Origin of the sequence: Pseudomonas sp. R5(2019), from assembly GCF_009905435.1 — a bacterium.
Taxonomy (GTDB): domain Bacteria; phylum Pseudomonadota; class Gammaproteobacteria; order Pseudomonadales; family Pseudomonadaceae; genus Aquipseudomonas.
In genome coordinates this window covers 172,617-192,493 of record NZ_JAAAMT010000003.1, presented here as the reverse complement: position 1 = coordinate 192,493, position 19,877 = coordinate 172,617, and the positions used below count along the sequence as shown (strand labels likewise).

The following is a 19,877-nucleotide window of genomic DNA, read 5'->3' as shown; positions in this document are numbered from 1 at the left end:
CGTCAAACCATCAACAAACTATTCGATACAAGACAGACACCATAGTCGGCCTTGCGCTGCATTGCCCGGAACCGAGGCAATGCCATGCCAAACCTCAGGCGCCGCCGCTGGGCGGTGGCCGTGGGTGCATCACCGCGCGTAGGCGTTCCTGCTCGAGGAATTTCATGATGATCGGCGCGACGGCCTCGGCCCGGGTAATCAGGAACAGATGGCCGTCGTCGATGATGTGCAGTTGTGCATTGGGAATTCGCCAGGTCAACAGACGCATGTTGACCAACGGAATCAGCGGGTCATCGTCGCCAGCCAGGACCAGGGTCGGCTGCTGGAGCTTGTGCAGCCAGTGCACGCTGGTCCAGCCCAGGCCTGCGAACAGCTGCCAGTAGTAGCCCAGCTTGCCGCCGGAGCGCACCTTGGAGGCATGCGCCATGGCCAGGTCCGGGTCGCGGCGGAAGGCGCCGCCATAGATCTGCGGGGCAATGCGGATCACGTGGGACGGCTGGACATAGCGACGCGGGCTTGCCATCAACCACAGCACCTTGGGTTTGCCTGGCACCATTACCATGCCGGCAGCGGTGGCTGCCAGCACCAGCTTCTTGCAGCGCTCGGGAAAGTCGTGGGCAAACTGCTGGGCCAGTGCGCCGCCCCACGACACGCCGATAACATTGACCTGGCCGTAGTCCAGATAATCGAGCATTCGCGCGGTGAGCCTGGCAAGGCCAGGGAAGCGGTACGGTCGACTTGGGGTGGATGAGCCACCTACACCGGGAACATCGAAGGCGATCACTTCCAGGTCCGGGTCCAAGGCCTGGATAAACGGAAACACCAGCTCCAGGTTGGCGCCGATGCCGTTGAAAATCAGCAAGGGCGTCAGGTGCGGCTTGCCCGGGCGCACGGCAGTACGAATGGTTTGGCCATCCAGGTCCACGGTGCGGAAGATGTACGGTTGCGGCATGCGCTGGGCCCTGTGAGTGAAACGCAAGGCGTGCGACCCGGCGGGGCCGCGCGCCTTCTGTCAACGTTCGTGAACGTACGTGCCAGGCGACGCTTCGGCAGCCGGGAAGGCCTTGTTGCCGAGGCTGGCCGGAGCCTTTTTCAGCTTGCCCGAGCGTTCGGCCTGCCAGGCTTGCCAGTACAGCCACCAGGAGTCGGTGTGCTTGTTGGCGTTTTCCTGCCATTCGGACGGTTTCGAGGACATTTCCGGGTTGGTCAAGAACCTCGCCTTGGGGTTGCCCGGCGGGTTCAGGATGCTCTGGATATGGCCGCTGTTGGACAGTACGAACTCGACCTTGCCACCGAACAGCTGGGCCGACTTGTAGCAGGACGGCCAGGGCGTGATGTGGTCGTTGGTGCCGGCCAGGCTGAAGATATCGGTGGTCACTTGCTTCAGATCGATCGGCGTGCCGCACACTTCCAGTGCATCGGGCCGGATCAAAGGGTTGTTCTTGAACATGTCAATCAGATCGCCGTGGAAGGCGGCTGGCAGGCGCGTGGTGTCGTTGTTCCAGAACAGGATGTCAAACACCGGCGGCTCGTTGCCGAGCAGGTAGTTGTTCACCCAGTAGTTCCAGATCAGGTCGTTGGGCCGCATCCAGGCGAATACCTTGGCCAAGTCGCGGCCTTCGAGCACCCCGGCCTGATAGGAGTGGCGCTTGGCCGCTTCCAGGGTCTGTTCATCGACGAACAGCGCGACCTGGGTATCGACCGTGGTATCAAGCACGCTTACCAACAGGGTCAGGGCGTTGACCTTCTGCTCGCCCAGTGCTGCATAGTGGCCCACGAGTGCGGTGCAGGTGATGCCGCCCGAGCAGGCGCCGAGCATGTTCAAATCCTTGCTGCCGGTAATTGCCAGCACCACATCGACCGCTTCCTTGAGCGCATCGATATAGGTCGACAGGCCCCACTCGCGCTGGGCCTTGGTCGGGTTGCGCCAGCTGACAATGAAGGTCTGTACCTGGCTGCGCAGGCAGAAGCGCGCCAGGCTCTTGTCCGGGCTCAGGTCGAACACGTAGAACTTGTTGATCTGCGGCGGCACCACCAGCAGGGGGCGCTCATGCACCTGCTCGGTCATAGGGCTGTACTGGATCAGCTCCAACACGTCGTTGCGATACACCACCGAGCCTTCAGTGGTACCCAGGTTCTTGCCGACTTCGAAGGCATCCATGTTGACCTGGCTTGGCATGCCGCCGTTGTTGACCAGGTCCTTGGCCAGGTGCGAAAGACCATCGAGCAAACTCTTGCCACCGGTTTCGAAGAAGCGTTTGACCGCTGCCGGGTTGGCCATGGTGTTGGTTGGCGCCATGGCTTCGGTCAACAGGTTGATCACGAACTGACCGCGGCTGATGTCCTGGGGCGACAGGTTGCTTTCGCCGATCCAGTCATGCAACTCCTTGCGCCAGGCCAGGTAGGTTTGCATGTAGCGTCTGTACAGCGGGTTCTGGGCCCAGGCCGGGTCGTTGAAACGGCGGTCGTCGCTCTCCGGCTTCAGGCTCGATTTGCCGAACAGGACGTTCTTCAATTCAAGGCCGAAATGGGCAACGTGCTTGGCGCTGTGAATAGGTTGTTTGATGGCCTGGCGTAGTACCAGTCGAGCAGAAGTTAGCAAATCCTTACGGCGCAAGCCCACCACCGGGTTCAATCCCAGCGTATGTTCAGAGGCTTGGCGCGGCAGGTCTTCGTTCTTGTTACTCATCTACGACGCTCCGTTGTCCACGGACAATACCTGCGCCGCTGTGAGTAACACAGACGAACGCCTGGCACTGCTCGGGGGTGACCATTGATGACGAACCGCGTGTTCCTGGTCGAATGAAAACGTCGTCGAGCTTACCTTGGGTGCCGGGCAACAAAGCAACCTGCAATCACTCGCGACATCAACATTCTGACCCGCCCTGCATGAACCCGATGCAGGTAACTTGCCAGCTTCATCTGTTACGCGACTTTATCGGAATTCGCAAGCGGGCCCTCGGCTCCAGCTGCTTGAAGCATTCAAACAGATTGAATTAGAAAATGCGTTCTAAACGGTGTAATCGCCGGGTCAGAGCATCAGCTTGACGATGGATTCGGACGGGTCTCGCGACTTGCCGGCAACCCGCAGTTCGTCAAGGTAATCAGCCCACAGCTGTTCCTGGCGAACGCCCAGCTGGTAGAGGTATTCCCAAGTGAACAGGCCGCTGTCATGGCCGTCGTCGAAGGTCAGTTTCAGCGCGTATTGGCCGGCCGGTTCGATCCTGGTCAGGCCGACGCCGATCTTGCCAAACTGCAGGATGGGCTTGCCATGGCCCTGGACTTCAGCGGAGGGGGAATGCACACGCAGGAATTCGGCGGGGAGGTGATGGACTTCACCGTCCGCGTACTTGAGGGTGAGGGTTTTCGAGGCTTTGTGCAGCTCGATGGCGGTGGGCAGTTTTGTCGTCATGGTGTTCAGGGCCGCGAACGGCCCTGCCTGTAAATAGGGTGTGGCTTACAGGATATAACGGGACAGGTCTTCGTTCTGCGCCAATTCGCCCAAGTGGCTGTTGACGTACTCGGCGTCGATGCGGATCGGCGTTTCGTCGTGGGCGCTGGCCAGGTCACCGGCGCTGAACGACACCTCTTCGAGCAGGCGCTCGAGCAGGGTGTGCAGACGACGGGCACCGATATTCTCGGTCTTCTCGTTCACCTGCCAGGCGATCTCGGCCAGGCGCTTGATGCCATCTGGCGCGAATTCGATGTTCAGGCCTTCGGTTTTCAGCAACTCGCGGTATTGCTCGGTCAACGAGGCGTGCGGCTCGCTGAGGATGCGCTCGAAGTCTTCCGGGCTCAGGGCCTTGAGTTCGACGCGAATCGGCAGACGGCCTTGCAGCTCGGGCACCAGGTCGCTTGGCTTGCTCAGGTGGAAGGCACCGGAGGCAATAAACAGGATGTGGTCGGTCTTGACCATGCCCAGCTTGGTGTTGACGGTGCAGCCTTCGATCAGCGGCAGCAGGTCGCGCTGCACGCCTTCACGGGACACATCAGCGCCGCCGACGTTGCCGCGCTTGGCGACCTTGTCGATTTCGTCGATGAACACGATACCGTGCTGCTCGACCGCTTCCAGGGCCTTGGCCTTGAGCTCTTCGTCGTTGACCAGGCGCCCGGCTTCTTCTTCACGGACCAGCTTGAGCGCTTCCTTGACCTTGAGCTTGCGGCTCTTGCGCTTGCCCTTGCCCATGTTGGCGAACAGGTTCTGCAGCTGGTTGGTCATCTCTTCCATGCCTGGCGGCGCGGAGATATCGACCCCCATGGACTCGGCCACTTCGATCTCGATTTCCTTGTCATCGAGCTGGCCTTCGCGCAGGCGCTTGCGGAACAGCTGACGGGTGTTGGAGTCGTTGCTCGGTGCCTGGTCTTCGTTGAAGCCGACGCGCGCCGGTGGCAGCAGGGCATCAAGGATGCGGTCTTCGGCAGCGTCTTCGGCGCGGTGACGCACGCGGACCATTTCCTGCTCGCGCAGCAGCTTGATGGCGGCATCGGCCAGGTCGCGAATGATCGACTCGACGTCACGGCCGACATAGCCGACTTCAGTGAACTTGGTCGCTTCGACCTTGATGAACGGAGCATTGGCCAGCTTGGCCAGGCGACGGGCGATTTCGGTCTTGCCGACACCGGTCGGGCCGATCATCAGGATGTTCTTGGGGGTGACTTCAACGCGCAGTTCTTCGGGCAGTTGCATCCGGCGCCAGCGGTTGCGCAGGGCAATGGCGACAGCGCGCTTGGCGTCGTCCTGGCCAATGATGTGACGGTTGAGTTCGTGAACAATTTCGCGGGGAGTCATGGGCATGGTGTAGGCGGTCCTCTAGCGACAATATAAGCGTGGAAAAGCCCGGCGGTCGGCCGGACGCCAGAACAGCTCGTTATTGCGCGAGGTCCTGTTCCTCGATAGTGATGTTGTGGTTGGTGAACACACAGATGTCGGCTGCGATGCCCAGGGCGGTTTCGGTGATTTCACGTGCCGACAGGTCGGTCTTGTCCAGCAGGGCGCGAGCCGCGGCCTGGGCGTAGGCACCACCGGAGCCCATGGCGATCAGGCCGTCTTCGGGTTCGACCACGTCACCGTTGCCGGTGATGATCAAGGACGCATCCTTGTTGGCGACTGCAAGCATGGCTTCCAGACGGCTCAGGGTGCGGTCGGTACGCCATTCCTTGGCCAGTTCCACGGCAGCGCGGATCAGGTGGCCCTGGTGTTTCTCCAGTTGCCCTTCGAAGCGTTCGAAGAGGGTGAAGGCGTCGGCGGTGGCACCGGCGAAACCGGCGATAACCTGCCCGTGGTACAGGCGACGGACTTTTTTGGCGTTGCCTTTCATCACGGTGTTGCCCAGAGAAACCTGGCCGTCGCCGCCCATGACGACTTTGCCGTGGCGGCGGACTGAAACGATGGTGGTCAAGGGAGAGTCTCCACGCAGCGGGGCGAAAATGCCCTGATGAAAACCCATATGGGGGTGGCCGGCGGTATTTCAACCGCAGGGGACGAGCGGCAAAAGCTTCGCGGATAAATCCGCTCCCACATTCCCCGCTCAAATCATGTGTACGGGCTGTTGTGGGAGCGGATTTATCCGCGAATTGGTCCGTCAGTACGGCGCATCCCCCAGAATGGTCGCCCGATGCATCACCCGTCGCTGCGGTCGGTAATCATCCACTGCGTAATGCTGGGTCACGCGGTTATCCCAGAACGCCACGTCGTTCTCCTGCCAGCGCCAGCGCAGGGTAAATTCCGGCCGGGTCGAATGCTTGAACAGCAACGCCAGGATCGCCTCGCTTCCCGCCGCTTCCAGCTCATTGATGCGGGTGGTGAAGCCCTCGTTGACGAACAGCGACTTGCGCCCGCTGACCGGGTGCGTGCGGATCACCGGGTGCGACAGCGGCGGGTTGTTGCGGCTGATCTGTGCACCCAGGGCCGGGCTCAAGGGAGTGATGGTCAGGCTCATGCTTTATCTCGTTCGTGGCAGCGTCGAAGTGTCGACGTGGTCAGTTCGGGTTCTTCACAGCAATCAATGACTTTGCCCGTGCCAGGGCACCAGCTTGCGTTGCAGGGCGCGCAGGCCCATCTCCAGGGCAAAGGCGATCAGCGCGATGACGAGGATGCCGAGCACCACCACATCGGTGACCAGAAATTGCGCCGCTGACTGCACCATGAAACCCAGGCCGCTGGTGGCGGCGATCAGCTCGGCGGCCACCAGTGTCGACCAGCCCACGCCCAGGCCAATGCGCACACCGGTGAGGATGTCCGGCAGGGCACTGGGCAGAATCACGTGGCGGATCAACTGTGCGCGGCTGGCGCCCAGCGATTGCGCGGCGCGCAGTTTGGCCGGGTCGACAGTGCGCACACCGGTGGCCGTGGCGATGGCGATCGGGGCGAAGATCGCGAGGAAAATCAGCAGCACTTTCGACAGCTCGCCGATGCCGCACCAGATCACGATCAGCGGCAGGTACGCCAGCGGTGGGATGGGCCGGTAGAACTCGATCAGCGGGTCGAAGATGCCCCGGGCGATGCGGTGGGTGCCGATGGCAATGCCGATCGGAATCGCCGTCAGAATGGCGAAGCCCAAAGCCAGGCCAATGCGTGACAGGCTCGCGCCCAGGTGTTGCCACAGGGTCGACTCCATATAGCCCTGGGTCAGCAGTAACCAGGCCTTGGCCAGCACGTCGGCGGGCGAAGGCAAAAACAGCGGCTCGATCCATTCGGCGGCGGTGACCAGCCACCAGGCGGCGAGCAATGTCAGCAGCGTCAGGACGCTGATCACGCGGGTGCTGATAGGGCGTCGCAAGCGCTTTTGCGGGGGTGGGGTTGCAGCGGATCTGGCCGCTGCACCGATCTCAAGGCTGCTCATGCGAATTCCTGCCGCACGGCGGCGCTGCGTTGGGAAAAGACCCGGGCCAGAACGTGCTCGCGGGTTTCGATAAAGCGTGGGTCGGACTTGATCGCACGGGCCGACTCACCGGCGGCGTAGCGCTGGCCGAAGTCCAGGCTCAGGCGCTCGACGACCTGGCCCGGATTGGGCGCCAACAGAATCAGGTCGGTGGCCAAAAACACGGCTTCTTCAATGTCATGGGTGATGAGAAAGACCGGCTTGGCGGTGCGCTGCCAGACTTGCAATAACAGCTCCTGCATCTGTTCGCGGGTAAAGGCGTCCAGCGCGCCGAACGGTTCATCCATCAGCAGCACTCGAGGGTCGGCGGCCAGTGCCCGGGCCAGGCCCACGCGCTGTTTTTGCCCACCGGAGAGTTGCCAGATACGGCGGCTGCCAAAGTCGGCCAGGTCCACCAGCTTCAGCATCTCCTGCGCCCGGCGTTCACGCGGTTCGCGCGCCATGCCGGCCAGTTCCAGGCCGAAGCCGACGTTGGCGAGCACGTCCTGCCAGGGCAGCAGCGCGTCGTTCTGAAACACCACGCCGCGTTCGGCGCCTGGTCCTTTGACCGGGATGCCGTCGAGGGTGATCCGGCCGGCGCTCGGCTCGACAAAACCGGCGATCAGGTTCAGCAAGGAGGTCTTGCCGCTGCCCGACGGGCCAAGGGCGACCAGCAGTTGCTGGGGCCCGAGGGTCAGGGAAATGTCCGACAGCACCGGCTCACTTGCGCCAGGGTACTGTGCGCTGATGCGCTCCAGTTGTAACAGGGCCATGAGCAGACTCCGCTGAATCAGTGAGTGATGTACTTGGCGCTGACGTACGGCGCGTAGTCAGGCAGTACCGCGTCGACCTTGCCCTGCTGCTTGAGGAAGGTGGCCGTGTCGGTAATCGCCTTGGTGGTCGGTGCGCCCAGTTCGCTGATTTGCTCGGCCGCCAGCGGGAACACGTTGCCCTGCAGCAGCGCCGGAATGTCCGCGGCCTTGGCGCCGGAGAGCTTCACCAGCTTGTCGACGTTGGCGCTGTCAGCCAGCCAGGCTTTTGGGTCTTTGCGGTAATCGGCGTAGGCATCCAGGGTGACCTTGGCGAACGATTTGACGATCTCCGGGTGCTTGGCGGCGAAGTCCTTGCGCACGATCCAGACGTCGAAGGTCGGGGCGCCGACCTTGGCCAGTTCCCCCGAGGTGATCAGCACCTTGCCGTTTTCCCTGGCCACGCCCAGGGCTGGGTCCCAGACGTAGGTGGCGTCGATGTCGCCGCGCTTCCAGGCCGCGATGATGGCCGGTGGCGCGAGGTTGAGAATGGTGACTTTGGCCGGGTCGATGTTCCACTGCTTGAGGGCGGCGAGCAGGCTGTAATGGCCCGTGGAAACGAAGGGAACGGCAATCTTCTTGCCGATCAGGTCCTGCGGTGAATTGATACCGGTGCCTTCACGGGCCACCAGCGCTTCAGCGGCGCCGATCTGCGTGGCGATCAGAAAGGTCTCGACCGGCAACTTGCGGGTGGCGGCGGCCGCCAGAGGGCTGGAGCCCAGGTAACCGATCTGCACGTCGCCGGAGGCCACGGCAGTGATCACATCGGCGCCACTGTCGAATTTGCGCCAGGCAATGTCGGCCTTGCTGGCCTTTTCATAGTCGCCATCGACCTGGGCCACCTTGGCCGGGTCAACGGTGGTCTGGTAGGCGACGGTCACGTCGGCGGCCTGAACCAGAAAGCTGGCGCCGGCCAGGGACAGCGCGGCAAGCAGACGAAGCGGGGCGAATGGGGTCATCGTGAAGCTCCTTGTCAGGCGACCGGGATCGGGTGACAAGAAGACTAAATGATCTAAAAATTGCAAAATAAATAACTTTTAAGCATGAGCTTAGGCGTGATCGAAGCAACGCCTGGACGGTGTAGGAGCTGAGCTTGCTCGCGATGGGGCGCGCAGCGCCCCCCCAGGGCCCATCGCAGGCAAGCCTTGCTCCTACAAAGGAATTTACCGCCCCATGGCTCTGATCTTCAAAAGATGAAACGTTTGCGTAGTGCAAAGCGTTATTCCATAATCGTCTGAAAAATAAAGAAACAATTCTTTTTAGGTTTATATCGAATTCATTATTCTGCAAACCCTTTGAAACGTTCGGCTTAGACCAAAGTCTCGAAACGGTCAGAAACAATTGACCTGATTGTCACAATTTGGCGCTAATCGCGCATCTCGCGCAGGGGACAAAGATCCCGAAGCCAGAACACAAGAATTAGAAACGAGAGGAGCAAAACATGTACAAGTCCAGCCTGGCACTCGCCGTGGCCTTTGGGGTGTTGACCCAGCAAGCAAACGCTGCTGGTTTTATCGAAGACAGCAAGGCTGCGGTCAGCTCGCGCACCATGTATTTCAACAACGACACCCGCGAACAGCGCGCTGGCGCGATTGATCAGCGTGAAGCGGCTCAAGGCTTCAAACTGGACTACATCTCGGGCTTCACCGAAGGCCCCGTCGGTTTCGGCGTTGATGCTCAGGCCGTCTGGGGTATTCACCTGGATGGCGGCCGTGGTCATCGCCAGAACGCTGACAACTCCTTCTTCCCAAGCGACAGCGACGGTTCGGCTGTCAGCGACTGGGCTCGCATCGGCGGTAACGCCAAGGCTCGCTTCTCCAAGACCGAAGCTCACGTAGGTAGCGCGCTGGCGCCTAACCTGCCGATCCTGGTTGCCAACGACGGTCGTCTGCTGCCGCAAACCTTCGAAGGTGGCATCGTCACCTCCAAGGAAATCGACAACCTGACCCTGACTGCCGGCCAGCTGGAACACGCCATGGGCCGTGCTTCGAGCAACCGGACCGGCCTGGCAGTGGCTGGCGGCTTCCGCGACAGCAACAAGTTCCAGTTCGGCGGCGCTGATTGGAAAGTCACCAAAGAACTGACCCTGCAGTACTACTACTCGAACCTCGAGGACTACTACAAGCAGAACTTCCTGGGCCTGGTGCACGTATACCCGATCGACAAGGACCAGTCGTTCAAGACTGACATCCGTTACTTCGACAGCAGCTCCGATGGCAAGAACGGCCAGACCGGCTATGCCTTCAACAACAACGGCGGCTATGCCAAGAACGCAGGCGAGGTCGATAACAAGACCTGGAGTGCGATCTTCACTTATACCCTGGGTGGAAACGCCTTCCTGCTGGGCCATCAGCGCGTCAGCGACGACGGCGGCTTTGTCTGGGTGAACCAGGGCAGCGTGCGCAAGGACGGCTCGACTTCCTCGCTGGAAGGCGCAGGCGGATCGAGCTTCTATCTGTTCACCGACGCCATGGTCAACCAGTTCGCCCGTGCCGGTGAAAACACCACCTTCGGTCAGTACTCCTACGACTTCTCTCGTGTGGGTGTGCCAGGCCTGAAGTTTGCGCTTGCGTACCTGCGTGGCGATGACATTCGCTTCAAGAGCGGTAACGGCAGCTACTCCGAGTGGGAACGCGATGCGCGTATCGACTACGTCTTCCAGGAAGGCGTGTTGAAAGGCTTCGGCGCCACCCTGCGTCACGGCTCGTTCCGTGCCGGTGGCGGTACCGAAGGCAGCGCCGATCAGGATCAAACCCGCGTGATCTTCAACTACACCTACAGCTTCCTGTAAGGCGTAGTCCAAGAAGCCCCGCCGTCGTGCGGGGCTTTTTTACACCCTGAATTTCATATCTCTTTCCGATCTAAATAAATCGATATTTATTCTTTTTAATTTATTTGCGCAACGGGCACAGTGAGCTCAACCAATACCTAGAAAGGAGCCCCACCATGAGCCTGAGACTTGGCGACATCGCCCCCGACTTCGAGCAGGATTCCAGCGAAGGCAAGATTCGCTTCCACGAATGGCTGGGCGACAGCTGGGGCATCCTGTTTTCCCACCCGGCGGATTTCACCCCGGTGTGCACCACTGAACTGGGCTTTACCGCCAGGCTCAAGGATGAGTTTGCCCAGCGCGGCGTCAAGGCCATCGCCCTCTCCGTAGACCCGGTCGACTCGCACCACCGCTGGATCGAAGACATCAACGAAACCCAGGGCACCGCCGTCAATTTCCCGATCCTGGCCGATGCCGACCGCAAGGTGTCCGACCTCTACGACCTGATCCACCCCAACGCCAACGACACCCTCACCGTGCGTTCCTTGTTCGTGATCGATCCGAACAAGAAAGTCCGCCTGACCATCACTTACCCGGCCAGCACCGGTCGCAACTTCCACGAGATTCTGCGCGTGGTTGACTCGCTGCAGCTGACCGACAACCACAAGGTCGCGACGCCGGCCAACTGGCAGGACGGCGATGAGGTGGTGATCGTGCCGTCGCTCAAGGATGAAGCCGAGATCCAGCAGCGCTTTCCCAAGGGCTATCGCGCCGTGAAGCCGTACCTGCGCCTGACGCCGCAGCCGACTCGTTGAAGGCGGGCCCACAAGCTTCGCGGGCAAGCCCTGCTCCCACAAAAGCCCTACACATCGGGAGGGGGGAATGTAGGAGCAGGGCTTGCCCGCGATTGGGGCCCGAAAGAACACCGCTATAGCCATGCAGGGTTTTGGGCCGCTTAAAACGGCCCATTTTTTTGCCCGGAGAAAATGGGCACACATAGTCATTTAAGGAATAAACAAATAAAAAAATATGATTTATAGATATATAAGGTTGCTGTTAATGTCTGTCCATTCCCGGCGAGATATCAGGCTCGCACATTCGTTGACCTTTTGAAGGAAACGCTTGAATGCTGGTCGTATCCATCGGTGGCAGCCCCAGTCTTCGTTCTCGTTCCGGCGTGTTGCTGGAACGGTGCAAGCATTGGCTGCAAGGGCAGGGCGTGGAGGTGGTGACGTTTCAGGTACGGGACTTCCCGGCCGAAGACTTGCTGCATGCACGCTTCGACAGCCCGCAAATACTGCATTTTCTTGAACTGGTCGAGCAGGCCGATGGCCTGGTGGTCGCTACCCCGGTGTACAAGGCGTCGTTTGCCGGTGCCCTGAAGACCCTGCTTGATCTGCTGCCCGAGCGCGCGTTGAGCCACAAGGTGGTCTTGCCGATCGCAACCGGCGGCAGCATCGCCCACATGCTGGCCGTGGACTACGCGCTCAAGCCCGTCCTGTCGGCACTCAAGGCCCAGGAAACGCTGCAGGGGATCTTTGCTGACGACAGCCAGATCGCCTACGGCGAAGGCGGCGCCGCCGCGCAACTGGCGCCGGCCCTGCAGCAACGTCTTACCGAGTCGCTGGAGCTGTTTCACAGTGCCTTGGCCAGGAGGCCGAAACCGCTGGACCCTAGTGTGTTGAACGAACGCCTGCTCACTGCTCGCTGGAGCATCTGAGCCGCTACACCCCATCTCTGAAGTACTGGCCTTACTCGCCCGCCAACGGGCAAGCAGGTGCAGCCTGAACCCCTACAGCTTAAGGAGAGCGCTATGCGCACTGTCTTTTTGCGTCGTGGTCTGGTCGCTCTGTTTGCTGCGGCCGTGTCCTTTGGCGCCATTACTCAAGCCCAGGCCCAAAGCCTGCGCATCGGTTATCAGAAATACGGCACCCTGGTGCTGCTCAAGGCCAAGGGTTCGCTGGAAAAGCGCCTGGCTGCCCAAGGCGTGCAAGTCCAGTGGACCGAGTTCCCCGGCGGTCCGCAGCTGCTGGAAGGCCTGAACGTCGGCTCGATCGATTTCGGCGTCACCGGCGAAACCCCACCCGTCTTTGCCCAGGCGGCTGGCGCCGACCTGCTGTACGTCGCCTATGAGCCGCCGGCTCCCCACAGCGAAGCGATCCTGGTGCCCAAGGGCTCGACGATTCAGTCGGTCAAGGACCTCAAGGGCAAGAAGGTCGTGCTTAACAAAGGCTCCAACGTTCACTACCTGCTGGTCCGTGCGCTGGAAGACGCCGGTCTCGAGTACAGCGACATCCAGACCGTGTTCCTGCCACCGGCCGACGCCCGTGCCGCATTCGAACGCGGCAGTGTCGATGCCTGGGTCATCTGGGACCCGTACCAGGCCGCTGCCGAACAGCAGCTGCAAGCGCGCACCCTGCGTGACGGCAAAAACCTGGTCGACAACCATCAGTTCTACCTCGCGACCAAGCCCTACACCCAGCAGCACCCTGAGGTGATCAAGGCGCTGGTCGAAGAAGTGCGCGCCGTTGGCGAGTGGTCCAAGGCCCACCCTGAAGACGTGACCCAGCAAGTGGCGCCGCTGCTCGGCCTGCCGGCCGACATCACCCTCACCTCGGTCAAGCGCCAGGGCTACGGTGCGCACTTCCTCACCCCAGAGGTGGTCAGCGCCCAGCAGAAAATCGCCGACAGTTTTTATCAGCTCAAGCTGATTCCCAAGCCCTTGAGTATCAAGGATGTGATCTGGACGCCGCCGGCCAAGGTCGCGAACGCCAACTGACGTTTTTTTTTTGCGCCGGGGCGCCGCCCCGGCCTGAGCCACCCTTAGGAGTCAACTCCAATGAGCCTTAATATTTTCTGGTTTCTTCCCACCCACGGTGACGGCCATTACCTTGGCACTGCCGATGGCGCTCGTGCGGTCGATCACGGTTACCTCCAACAGATCGCCCAGGCCGCCGACCGGCTGGGCTTTGGCGGTGTGCTGATCCCCACCGGGCGCTCCTGCGAAGACTCCTGGCTGGTGGCAGCCTCGCTGATTCAAGTGACCTCCAGGCTCAAATTCCTGGTGGCACTGCGTCCTGGCATCATTTCGCCGACCGTGGCCGCGCGCCAGGCCGCGACCCTGGACCGGCTGTCCGGTGGCCGCGCACTGTTCAACCTGGTGACCGGGGGCGACCCGGAAGAGCTTTCTGGTGACGGTCTGTTCCTGAGCCATGAAGAGCGCTACCAGGCCTCGGTGGAATTCACCCGGATCTGGCGCCGCGTGCTCGAAGGCGAAACCGTCGACTACGACGGCAAGCACATCACCGTCAAAGGCGCGAAACTGCTCTACCCACCGATCCAGCAACCGCGTCCGCCGCTGTATTTCGGCGGTTCGTCCGATGCGGCTCAGGACCTGGCCGCCGAGCAGGTCGAGCTGTACCTGACCTGGGGCGAGCCACCGGCCGCAGTGGCTGAAAAGATCGAATCCGTGCGCGCCAAGGCCGCCGCCCAGGGCCGCAGCGTACGTTTCGGCATCCGCTTGCACGTGATCGTGCGCGAAACCAATGCTGAGGCCTGGCAAGCCGCCGAACGCCTGATCTCGAATCTGGACGACGACACCATTGCCCGTGCCCAGGCATCCCTGGCGCGCTTTGATTCGGTCGGCCAGCAACGCATGGCAGCCCTGCACGGCGGCAACCGCGACAACCTGGAAGTCAGTCCGAACCTGTGGGCAGGCGTAGGCCTGGTGCGTGGCGGTGCCGGTACGGCGCTGGTCGGCGATGGCCCGACCGTGGCCGCGCGGGTCAAGGAATACGCGGACCTTGGCATCGACACCTTTATCTTCTCCGGCTACCCGCACCTGGAAGAGTCCTACCGGGTGGCCGAGCTGCTGTTCCCGCACCTGGATGTGCAGCGCCCGGAACTGCCGAAATCGACCGGTTATGTGAGCCCGTTCGGCGAGATGGTCGCCAACGACATTTTGCCCAAAGCCACATCACAGAGCTGAGGACAGGCGCATGAGTGCTACTTCAAATACGTACGTGCACAAGCTGGCGCCCTGGGCCCTGCCGGTGCTGTTGCTGGCGGTCTGGCAACTGGCGGTGAGCGCCGGTTGGCTGTCCACCCGCATCCTGCCGGCACCCAGCGCGGTCATCGCCGCGGGCGTCGAGCTGGTACGCAGCGGCGACATCTGGACCCACCTGGCAATCAGCGGCTGGCGCGCTGGCATCGGCTTTCTGATCGGTGGCGGCATTGGCCTGGCACTGGGCTTTATCACCGGCCTGTCGAAGTGGGGCGAGCGCCTGCTCGACAGCTCCGTGCAGATGATCCGCAACGTGCCGCACCTGGCGCTGATCCCGCTGGTGATCCTGTGGTTCGGCATCGACGAGTCGGCGAAGATTTTCCTGGTGGCCCTGGGCACCCTGTTCCCGATTTACCTGAACACCTACCACGGCATCCGCAATGTTGACCCGGCGCTGGTGGAAATGGCGCGCAGCTATGGCTTGTCCGGCTACGGGCTGTTTCGCCAGGTGATCCTGCCCGGCGCACTGCCTTCGATTCTGGTCGGCGTGCGCTTTGCGCTGGGCTTCATGTGGCTGACGCTGATTGTGGCGGAAACCATTTCCGCCAGTTCCGGCATCGGCTACCTGGCGATGAACGCCCGGGAATTCCTGCAGACCGACGTGGTGGTGCTGGCAATCGTGATGTACGCCCTGCTCGGCAAGCTGGCCGACCTGGCGGCCCGTGGCCTGGAGCGTGTCTGGTTGCGCTGGCACCCGGCTTATCAAGTCAAGGGAGGTGCGGCATGACCGTCCTCAAGGAACAACCGCCGCACCTGCTGCGCGGTATCCCGTTGGCCGTGCGCAAACTGCACAAGGCGTTCGGTGAACGTGAAGTGCTGAGAAACATCGACCTGCACATTCCGGCTGGTCAGTTCGTCGCCATCGTCGGTCGCAGCGGCTGCGGCAAGAGCACCTTGTTGCGCTTGCTGGCGGACCTGGATCAACCCAGCTCCGGTCAATTGCTGGCAGGTTCTGCAGCGCTGAGCGAAGCCCGTGAAGACACCCGCTTGATGTTCCAGGAAGCGCGCTTGCTGCCCTGGAAAAAGATCATCGACAACGTCGGCCTGGGCCTTACCGGCAACTGGCGCCCACAAGCCTTGCAGGCCCTGGAAGCGGTCGGCCTGGCCGAGCGTGCCGACGAGTGGCCGGCGGCCTTGTCCGGTGGCCAGAAACAGCGGGTGGCCCTGGCTCGCGCCCTGATCCACAAGCCGCGTCTGCTGCTGCTCGATGAACCATTGGGCGCTCTCGATGCGCTGACCCGGATCGAAATGCAACAACTGATCGAACGGCTCTGGCAGCAGCATGGCTTTACCGTGTTGCTGGTGACCCATGACGTTGCCGAGGCGGTCGCCGTGGCTGACCGGGTGATCCTGATTGAAGACGGCCAGGTCGGCCTCGATTTGCTGGTGGACCTGCCACGCCCGAGAGCCCGTGGCTCGCATCGCCTGGCGGCGCTGGAAAGCGAAGTGCTGCATCGCGTCCTGGCCCTGCCGGGCACGCCGCCCGATCCCGAACCTGTTGCACCCCTGCCTACGCAATTGCGTTGGGCGCATTGATCTCTACTCAAACGAAGGAATGAAGACCATGACCATCAAAGCCATCAACGTTCGCAACCAGTTCAAAGGCACCGTGAAGGAGATCGTCGAAGGCGACGTGCTGTCGGAAATCGACGTGCAGACCGCTTCCGGCATCGTGACGTCGGTCATCACTACCCGTTCGGTCAAAGAGCTGGAATTGGCGGTGGGTAGCGAAGTGATCGCGTTCGTGAAGTCGACCGAGGTGTCGATCGCCAAGCTCTAAACCTTGATCTGGAACCCCCTCACACAAATGCTGGGGGGTTTAAAACAATGTGGGAGCGGATTTATCCGCGAATGCAAGCGCTGCGATGTATCAGACACACCGCGTCGTCTTTATTCGCGGATAAATCCGCTCCCACATGGGGTTCCTGCAGGGGTGTCAGCCCAGGTTCTTGCCCAGCAACGCGTGATACAGCTCGCTGTCGCCGAGAATCCCGACCACTTTATTGTCTTCCTGCAGCACCAGCTTGTTACCGGTCTGGTAACGAATCTGCAGCGCTTCGCGCATGCCGATGTTGGCACCGACCACGGTCGGGCGACGGCCCAGTGCTTCAACCGCTTGCCCAGGCACCCAGCTCTGCAGATCGAGGCTGGCGACGCCCTGGCGTGCGCCCTTGATGGTGTTGCCTTCGGCCAGATCCAGCCAGGAATCGCCGCCCGGGTCCAGACACACCGAACCGTTGATCCGCTTGCAGTTGTCCAGAGTGCGCATCAGGCTGCGACCGCACAGCACATTGAGCGGGTTGGTGTGGGCCACGAAGGTCCGCACGTAGTCATCGGCCGGGTTGAGCACGATCTCTTCAGGCTTGCTGTACTGAATGATCTTGCCGTCTTTCATGATTGCGATGCGGCTGCCGAGCTTGAGCGCCTCATCCAAGTCGTGACTGACGAACACGATGGTCTTGGCCAGCTTGCGTTGCAGCTCCAGCAACTCGTCCTGCAGGCCCTGGCGGATCAGCGGGTCGAGGGCGGAGAAGGGTTCGTCCATCAGCAGAATGTCGGCGTCCATCGCCAGCGCACGGGCCAGACCGACCCGTTGCTGCATGCCGCCAGACAGCTCGTCGGGCTTCTTGTTGCGCCATTGGGTCAGGCCCACCAGCTCGAGTTTTTCATCCACCAGCTTGCGCCGCTCTTCGGCCGGGCGGCCTTGCATCTCGAGGCCGAAGCTGATGTTTTCGCGCACCGTCAGCCAAGGCATCAGGGCGAACTTCTGGAACACCATGGCGATGCGCTTGGTGCGCATCATTTTCAGCTCTGCCGGCGTGCAGGAAGCGATGTCGATCTGCGAGCCTTCATGCTCGATGAACAACTTGCCGCGGCTGACCGTGTTTAGGCCGTTGATGCAACGCAACAGGCTGGACTTGCCGGAGCCGGACAGCCCCATCAGCACGCAAATCTCGCCTTTGTTGATGTCCAGGCTGGCTTTTTCGACACCCACCACCAGGCCGGTTTTCTTCAGGATCTGGTCGCGCGTAAGGCCTTGGTCCAGCAGCGAGAGGGCCTCACGCGGGGATTTGGAGAAGATAACGTCAACCTTGTCGAAGCGAATTATGCTCATGCGTCACCCCTTACTGGCAGATCGGGTTGTTTGCAGATACGGTCGAGCATGATCGCCAGCAGTACGATCGCCAGGCCTGCTTCGAAGCCCAGAGCGATATCAGCAGTGTTCAGTGCGTTGACCACAGGTTTGCCCAGGCCATCGGCACCCACCAGCGCCGCAATCACCACCATCGACAGCGACAGCATGATGCATTGGGTCACACCGGCGGCGATGCTCGGCATGGCATGGGGAAGTTCGATGCGCGAGAGCAGTTGGCGACGCGAGCAACCGAAGGCCTTGCCGGCATCGAGCAGCTCTTGAGGCACGTCGCAGATGCCCAGGTATGTCAGGCGGATCGGCGCGGCGATGGCGAACACCACCGTCGAGATCAGCCCCGGTACCACCCCCAGGCCAAACAGGGTCAGGGTAGGGATCAGGTACACGAAGGTCGGTACGGTCTGCATCAAGTCCAGCACGGGCCGCAACACGGTGTAGAACATGGGCTTGTGCGCGGCCACGATCCCCAGGGGGACGCCGATGGCCACGCAGACCATGGTGGCGAATAGCACCTGGGCCAGGGTTTCCATGGTTTCCTGCCAGTAGCCCAGGTTCAGGATCAGCAGAAACGACAGGGCGCAAAAGGCGGTGAGCGCCCACTTGCGTTGGATCAAATGGGCAATGGCGGCTATCAGGCCGATCAGCACGAAGGGATTGAACCAGGTCAGGGCGCCGGTCACGCCGTGAATCATGAACTCCAGTCCTTCGGCGAATGCGTCGAAGTAGTTGGCGCCGTGTTGCGTCAACCATTCCACGAATGCAGCGATGTACTGGCCCAGAGGGATTTTTTGATCGATCAGCATGATAGCGAGCGTCCCCATGCAAACGTTGATTACGACATCAGGCCGGTGGCCCCGCCTGACGTCAATGATTACTGCGTGAGCTTGGCCTTGGCGGCCTCAAGGCCCGGTTTGCCGTCAAGGGTGGTGACTCCGGCGAGCCAGGTGTCGAGCACTTGCGGGTTTCTCTTCAGCCATTCCCTGGCGGCGGCCTCAGGCTTCATCTTTTTGTCCAGGACGTCGCCCATGAGCGAGCTTTCCATGTCCAGCGTGAAGGAGAGGTTCTTGAGCAACTGGCCGACGTTTTTGCATTCGTCGGTGTAGCCTTTGCGGGTGTTGGTGTAGACGGTGGCCTGGCCGAAATTGGGGCCGAAGAAGTCATCGCCACCGGTGAGGTAGTTCATCTTGAAACGGGTGTTCATCGGGTGCGGCTCCCAGCCCAGGAACACCACTTCCGTGTCGCGGCGCGCTGCACGATCGACTTGCGAGAGCATGCCCGCCTCACTGGACTCGACCACCTTGAAGCCGGCGTCCTTGAGGCCAAAGGCGTTCTTGTCGATCATGCTCTGGATCATGCGGTTGCCGTCGTTGCCCGGCTCGATCCCGTAGATCTTGCCGTCCAGTTCCTTCTTGAATTTCACGATGTCGGCGAAGTCTTTCAGGCCCTTGTTATAGAGCGCTTCGGGGACGGCGAGGGTGTACTTGGCGTTTTCGAGGTTGGCGCGAACGGTCTCCACGGTGCCGGCATCACGGTACTGCTTGATGTCGTTTTCCATGGTCGGCATCCAGTTGCCGAGGAAGATGTCCATGTTCTTGCCGTCGGCCAGCGACTTGTAGGTCACCGGCACCGAGATCATGGTGGTGCGGGTTTTGTAACCGAGGGATTCGAGGACCACACTGGTCACCGCTGTGGTGACGGTGATGTCGGTCCAGCCAACATCGGAGAAGTTGACGGTGGAGCACTGGGCCGGCTCTGCAGCCTGTGCCAGCAGCGGCAAACTCAGTGCGGCGGCCAGCAACAACGAGGGTGTGGCTTTCATGAATAGACTCCTGGTGTGCGGTGTCGGCGGTCTTCTGGGGCTGCCGCGCTTATTGGGTTGCAGTTGGCAGAGCCGGACGCTTGGCCACGGTTCGGGGCGAGCGTCTTTGCAATCGAGTCGATAACGATCATGTAACAGCGAAAATCAAACGCCTACAGGGTGGGTCGTATCCAGTACAGCTAGAGTCGCATCCAGTGTCGGTGAGGTCGTTTACAGAGTCGGCGGCCCCCGGGAACGCAATTTCGAGAGGGTGACGAGGCCTGAAAACGGCCAGGAAACGTCGTGATCGGATTGCGGCGTTGCTGGACAAGAGTGCGTCGGTTGCAGACGTCGGGCGCTGACACAAAAGGCTGATGATTCGCGCATCCGGCGGGTTGCAGCTTCAGCGTAGCAGCTCAGCCA

At 61.3% G+C, this 19,877-nt stretch carries 19 protein-coding genes and 1 pseudogene; 8 read left to right on the top strand and 12 right to left on the bottom strand.

The annotated features are described in order from the left end of the window. Window positions 1-94: 94 nt before the first annotated feature. From phaZ to tauA, 9 genes and pseudogenes are all read right to left on the bottom strand, one after another. Window positions 95-952: a poly(3-hydroxyalkanoate) depolymerase gene (gene phaZ, locus GUY40_RS03730; RefSeq protein WP_166567598.1), complete on the bottom strand. Its 858-nt coding sequence runs from the start codon at window positions 950-952 to the stop codon at window positions 95-97. Window positions 953-1,012: 60 nt separating this feature from the next. After that, window positions 1,013-2,689 (bottom strand): class II poly(R)-hydroxyalkanoic acid synthase, encoded by a 1,677-nt coding sequence (gene phaC, locus GUY40_RS03725; RefSeq protein WP_166567597.1) that lies wholly within the window; start codon window positions 2,687-2,689, stop codon window positions 1,013-1,015. A 342-nt stretch (window positions 2,690-3,031) separates the two neighbouring features. Further along, complete coding sequence (locus tag GUY40_RS03720; RefSeq protein ID WP_166567596.1) at window positions 3,032-3,412, bottom strand: gamma-butyrobetaine hydroxylase-like domain-containing protein; 381 nt, start codon at window positions 3,410-3,412, stop codon at window positions 3,032-3,034. A 45-nt stretch (window positions 3,413-3,457) separates the two neighbouring features. Continuing rightward, on the bottom strand, window positions 3,458-4,795 hold the full coding sequence (gene hslU, locus GUY40_RS03715; RefSeq protein ID WP_166567595.1) for an ATP-dependent protease ATPase subunit HslU: 1,338 nt from the start codon (window positions 4,793-4,795) through the stop codon (window positions 3,458-3,460). Window positions 4,796-4,868: 73 nt separating this feature from the next. After that, window positions 4,869-5,399: an ATP-dependent protease subunit HslV gene (gene hslV / locus GUY40_RS03710; protein WP_166567594.1), complete on the bottom strand. Its 531-nt coding sequence runs from the start codon at window positions 5,397-5,399 to the stop codon at window positions 4,869-4,871. Window positions 5,400-5,582: 183 nt separating this feature from the next. Then, window positions 5,583-5,882, bottom strand: a pseudogene (locus GUY40_RS03705) (TauD/TfdA family dioxygenase); the annotation flags it as partial. Window positions 5,883-6,002: 120 nt separating this feature from the next. Further along, on the bottom strand, window positions 6,003-6,842 hold the full coding sequence (tauC, locus tag GUY40_RS03700) for a taurine ABC transporter permease TauC (RefSeq protein ID WP_166567593.1): 840 nt from the start codon (window positions 6,840-6,842) through the stop codon (window positions 6,003-6,005). Beyond that, window positions 6,839-7,633 (bottom strand): taurine ABC transporter ATP-binding subunit, encoded by a 795-nt coding sequence (tauB, locus tag GUY40_RS03695; RefSeq protein ID WP_166567592.1) that lies wholly within the window; start codon window positions 7,631-7,633, stop codon window positions 6,839-6,841. The genes tauC and tauB overlap by 4 nt, the downstream gene beginning before the upstream one ends. A 17-nt stretch (window positions 7,634-7,650) precedes the next feature. Beyond that, window positions 7,651-8,628, bottom strand: a complete 978-nt coding sequence (tauA, locus tag GUY40_RS03690; protein WP_166567591.1) for a taurine ABC transporter substrate-binding protein — start codon at window positions 8,626-8,628, stop codon at window positions 7,651-7,653. Window positions 8,629-9,110: 482 nt separating this feature from the next. Here tauA and GUY40_RS03685 point away from each other — a divergent pair, with 482 nt between their 5' ends. The 8 genes from GUY40_RS03685 to GUY40_RS03650 all read left to right on the top strand — a co-directional run bounded on the left by GUY40_RS03685 (window position 9,111) and on the right by GUY40_RS03650 (window position 16,282). Next, window positions 9,111-10,460, top strand: coding sequence for an OprD family outer membrane porin (locus tag GUY40_RS03685; RefSeq protein ID WP_166567590.1), 1,350 nt, complete (start codon window positions 9,111-9,113; stop codon window positions 10,458-10,460). Between the two features lie 155 nt (window positions 10,461-10,615). After that, window positions 10,616-11,254, top strand: coding sequence for a peroxiredoxin (locus tag GUY40_RS03680; protein WP_166567589.1), 639 nt, complete (start codon window positions 10,616-10,618; stop codon window positions 11,252-11,254). Window positions 11,255-11,565: 311 nt separating this feature from the next. After that, a complete protein-coding gene (gene ssuE / locus GUY40_RS03675; RefSeq protein WP_166567588.1) occupies window positions 11,566-12,159 on the top strand; it encodes an NADPH-dependent FMN reductase in 594 nt (197 codons plus the stop codon). 93 nt (window positions 12,160-12,252) lie between these two features. Beyond that, window positions 12,253-13,218 carry a sulfonate ABC transporter substrate-binding protein gene (locus GUY40_RS03670; RefSeq protein WP_166567587.1) on the top strand — a complete coding sequence of 322 codons (966 nt, stop codon included), beginning with the start codon at window positions 12,253-12,255 and terminating at the stop codon, window positions 13,216-13,218. A 60-nt stretch (window positions 13,219-13,278) separates the two neighbouring features. Continuing rightward, window positions 13,279-14,427 (top strand): FMNH2-dependent alkanesulfonate monooxygenase, encoded by a 1,149-nt coding sequence (ssuD, locus tag GUY40_RS03665; protein ID WP_166567586.1) that lies wholly within the window; start codon window positions 13,279-13,281, stop codon window positions 14,425-14,427. A 10-nt stretch (window positions 14,428-14,437) separates the two neighbouring features. Continuing rightward, window positions 14,438-15,229: an aliphatic sulfonate ABC transporter permease SsuC gene (ssuC, locus tag GUY40_RS03660; protein ID WP_166567585.1), complete on the top strand. Its 792-nt coding sequence runs from the start codon at window positions 14,438-14,440 to the stop codon at window positions 15,227-15,229. Continuing rightward, the gene (gene ssuB / locus GUY40_RS03655; RefSeq protein WP_166567584.1) at window positions 15,226-16,038 is read left to right on the top strand and encodes an aliphatic sulfonates ABC transporter ATP-binding protein; all 813 of its coding nucleotides are present in this window, start codon (window positions 15,226-15,228) and stop codon (window positions 16,036-16,038) included. The genes ssuC and ssuB overlap by 4 nt, the downstream gene beginning before the upstream one ends. A 28-nt stretch (window positions 16,039-16,066) precedes the next feature. Then, complete coding sequence (locus GUY40_RS03650) at window positions 16,067-16,282, top strand: molybdopterin-binding protein (RefSeq protein ID WP_166567583.1); 216 nt, start codon at window positions 16,067-16,069, stop codon at window positions 16,280-16,282. Between the two features lie 156 nt (window positions 16,283-16,438). Here GUY40_RS03650 and choV read toward each other — a convergent pair whose 3' ends face one another. The 3 genes from choV to GUY40_RS03635 form a co-directional block, all read right to left on the bottom strand. Beyond that, window positions 16,439-17,617, bottom strand: coding sequence for a choline ABC transporter ATP-binding protein (gene choV / locus GUY40_RS03645; RefSeq protein ID WP_166567582.1), 1,179 nt, complete (start codon window positions 17,615-17,617; stop codon window positions 16,439-16,441). Further along, window positions 17,614-18,462 carry a choline ABC transporter permease subunit gene (choW, locus tag GUY40_RS03640; RefSeq protein WP_371924701.1) on the bottom strand — a complete coding sequence of 283 codons (849 nt, stop codon included), beginning with the start codon at window positions 18,460-18,462 and terminating at the stop codon, window positions 17,614-17,616. The genes choV and choW overlap by 4 nt, the downstream gene beginning before the upstream one ends. A gap of 65 nt (window positions 18,463-18,527) precedes the next feature. Then, window positions 18,528-19,475, bottom strand: a complete 948-nt coding sequence (locus GUY40_RS03635; RefSeq protein ID WP_166567580.1) for a choline ABC transporter substrate-binding protein — start codon at window positions 19,473-19,475, stop codon at window positions 18,528-18,530. Between the last annotated feature and the right edge of the window lie 402 nt (window positions 19,476-19,877).

What these genes read in the sequence shown, in the direction of transcription:
- GUY40_RS03720 (WP_166567596.1), bottom strand. Translation starts at nt 3,412, where the DNA reads ATGACGACAAAACTGCCCACCGCCATCGAGCTGCACAAAGCCTCGAAA.
- choV (WP_166567582.1), bottom strand. Translation starts at nt 17,617, where the DNA reads ATGAGCATAATTCGCTTCGACAAGGTTGACGTTATCTTCTCCAAATCC.
- GUY40_RS03685 (WP_166567590.1), top strand. Translation starts at nt 9,111, where the DNA reads ATGTACAAGTCCAGCCTGGCACTCGCCGTGGCCTTTGGGGTGTTGACC.
- GUY40_RS03635 (WP_166567580.1), bottom strand. Translation starts at nt 19,475, where the DNA reads ATGAAAGCCACACCCTCGTTGTTGCTGGCCGCCGCACTGAGTTTGCCG.
- GUY40_RS03670 (WP_166567587.1), top strand. Translation starts at nt 12,253, where the DNA reads ATGCGCACTGTCTTTTTGCGTCGTGGTCTGGTCGCTCTGTTTGCTGCG.
- tauC (WP_166567593.1), bottom strand. Translation starts at nt 6,842, where the DNA reads ATGAGCAGCCTTGAGATCGGTGCAGCGGCCAGATCCGCTGCAACCCCA.
- ssuE (WP_166567588.1), top strand. Translation starts at nt 11,566, where the DNA reads ATGCTGGTCGTATCCATCGGTGGCAGCCCCAGTCTTCGTTCTCGTTCC.
- phaC (WP_166567597.1), bottom strand. Translation starts at nt 2,689, where the DNA reads ATGAGTAACAAGAACGAAGACCTGCCGCGCCAAGCCTCTGAACATACG.
- ssuD (WP_166567586.1), top strand. Translation starts at nt 13,279, where the DNA reads ATGAGCCTTAATATTTTCTGGTTTCTTCCCACCCACGGTGACGGCCAT.
- hslU (WP_166567595.1), bottom strand. Translation starts at nt 4,795, where the DNA reads ATGCCCATGACTCCCCGCGAAATTGTTCACGAACTCAACCGTCACATC.
- GUY40_RS03650 (WP_166567583.1), top strand. Translation starts at nt 16,067, where the DNA reads ATGACCATCAAAGCCATCAACGTTCGCAACCAGTTCAAAGGCACCGTG.
- ssuB (WP_166567584.1), top strand. Translation starts at nt 15,226, where the DNA reads ATGACCGTCCTCAAGGAACAACCGCCGCACCTGCTGCGCGGTATCCCG.
- tauB (WP_166567592.1), bottom strand. Translation starts at nt 7,633, where the DNA reads ATGGCCCTGTTACAACTGGAGCGCATCAGCGCACAGTACCCTGGCGCA.
- ssuC (WP_166567585.1), top strand. Translation starts at nt 14,438, where the DNA reads ATGAGTGCTACTTCAAATACGTACGTGCACAAGCTGGCGCCCTGGGCC.
- GUY40_RS03680 (WP_166567589.1), top strand. Translation starts at nt 10,616, where the DNA reads ATGAGCCTGAGACTTGGCGACATCGCCCCCGACTTCGAGCAGGATTCC.
- phaZ (WP_166567598.1), bottom strand. Translation starts at nt 952, where the DNA reads ATGCCGCAACCGTACATCTTCCGCACCGTGGACCTGGATGGCCAAACC.
- tauA (WP_166567591.1), bottom strand. Translation starts at nt 8,628, where the DNA reads ATGACCCCATTCGCCCCGCTTCGTCTGCTTGCCGCGCTGTCCCTGGCC.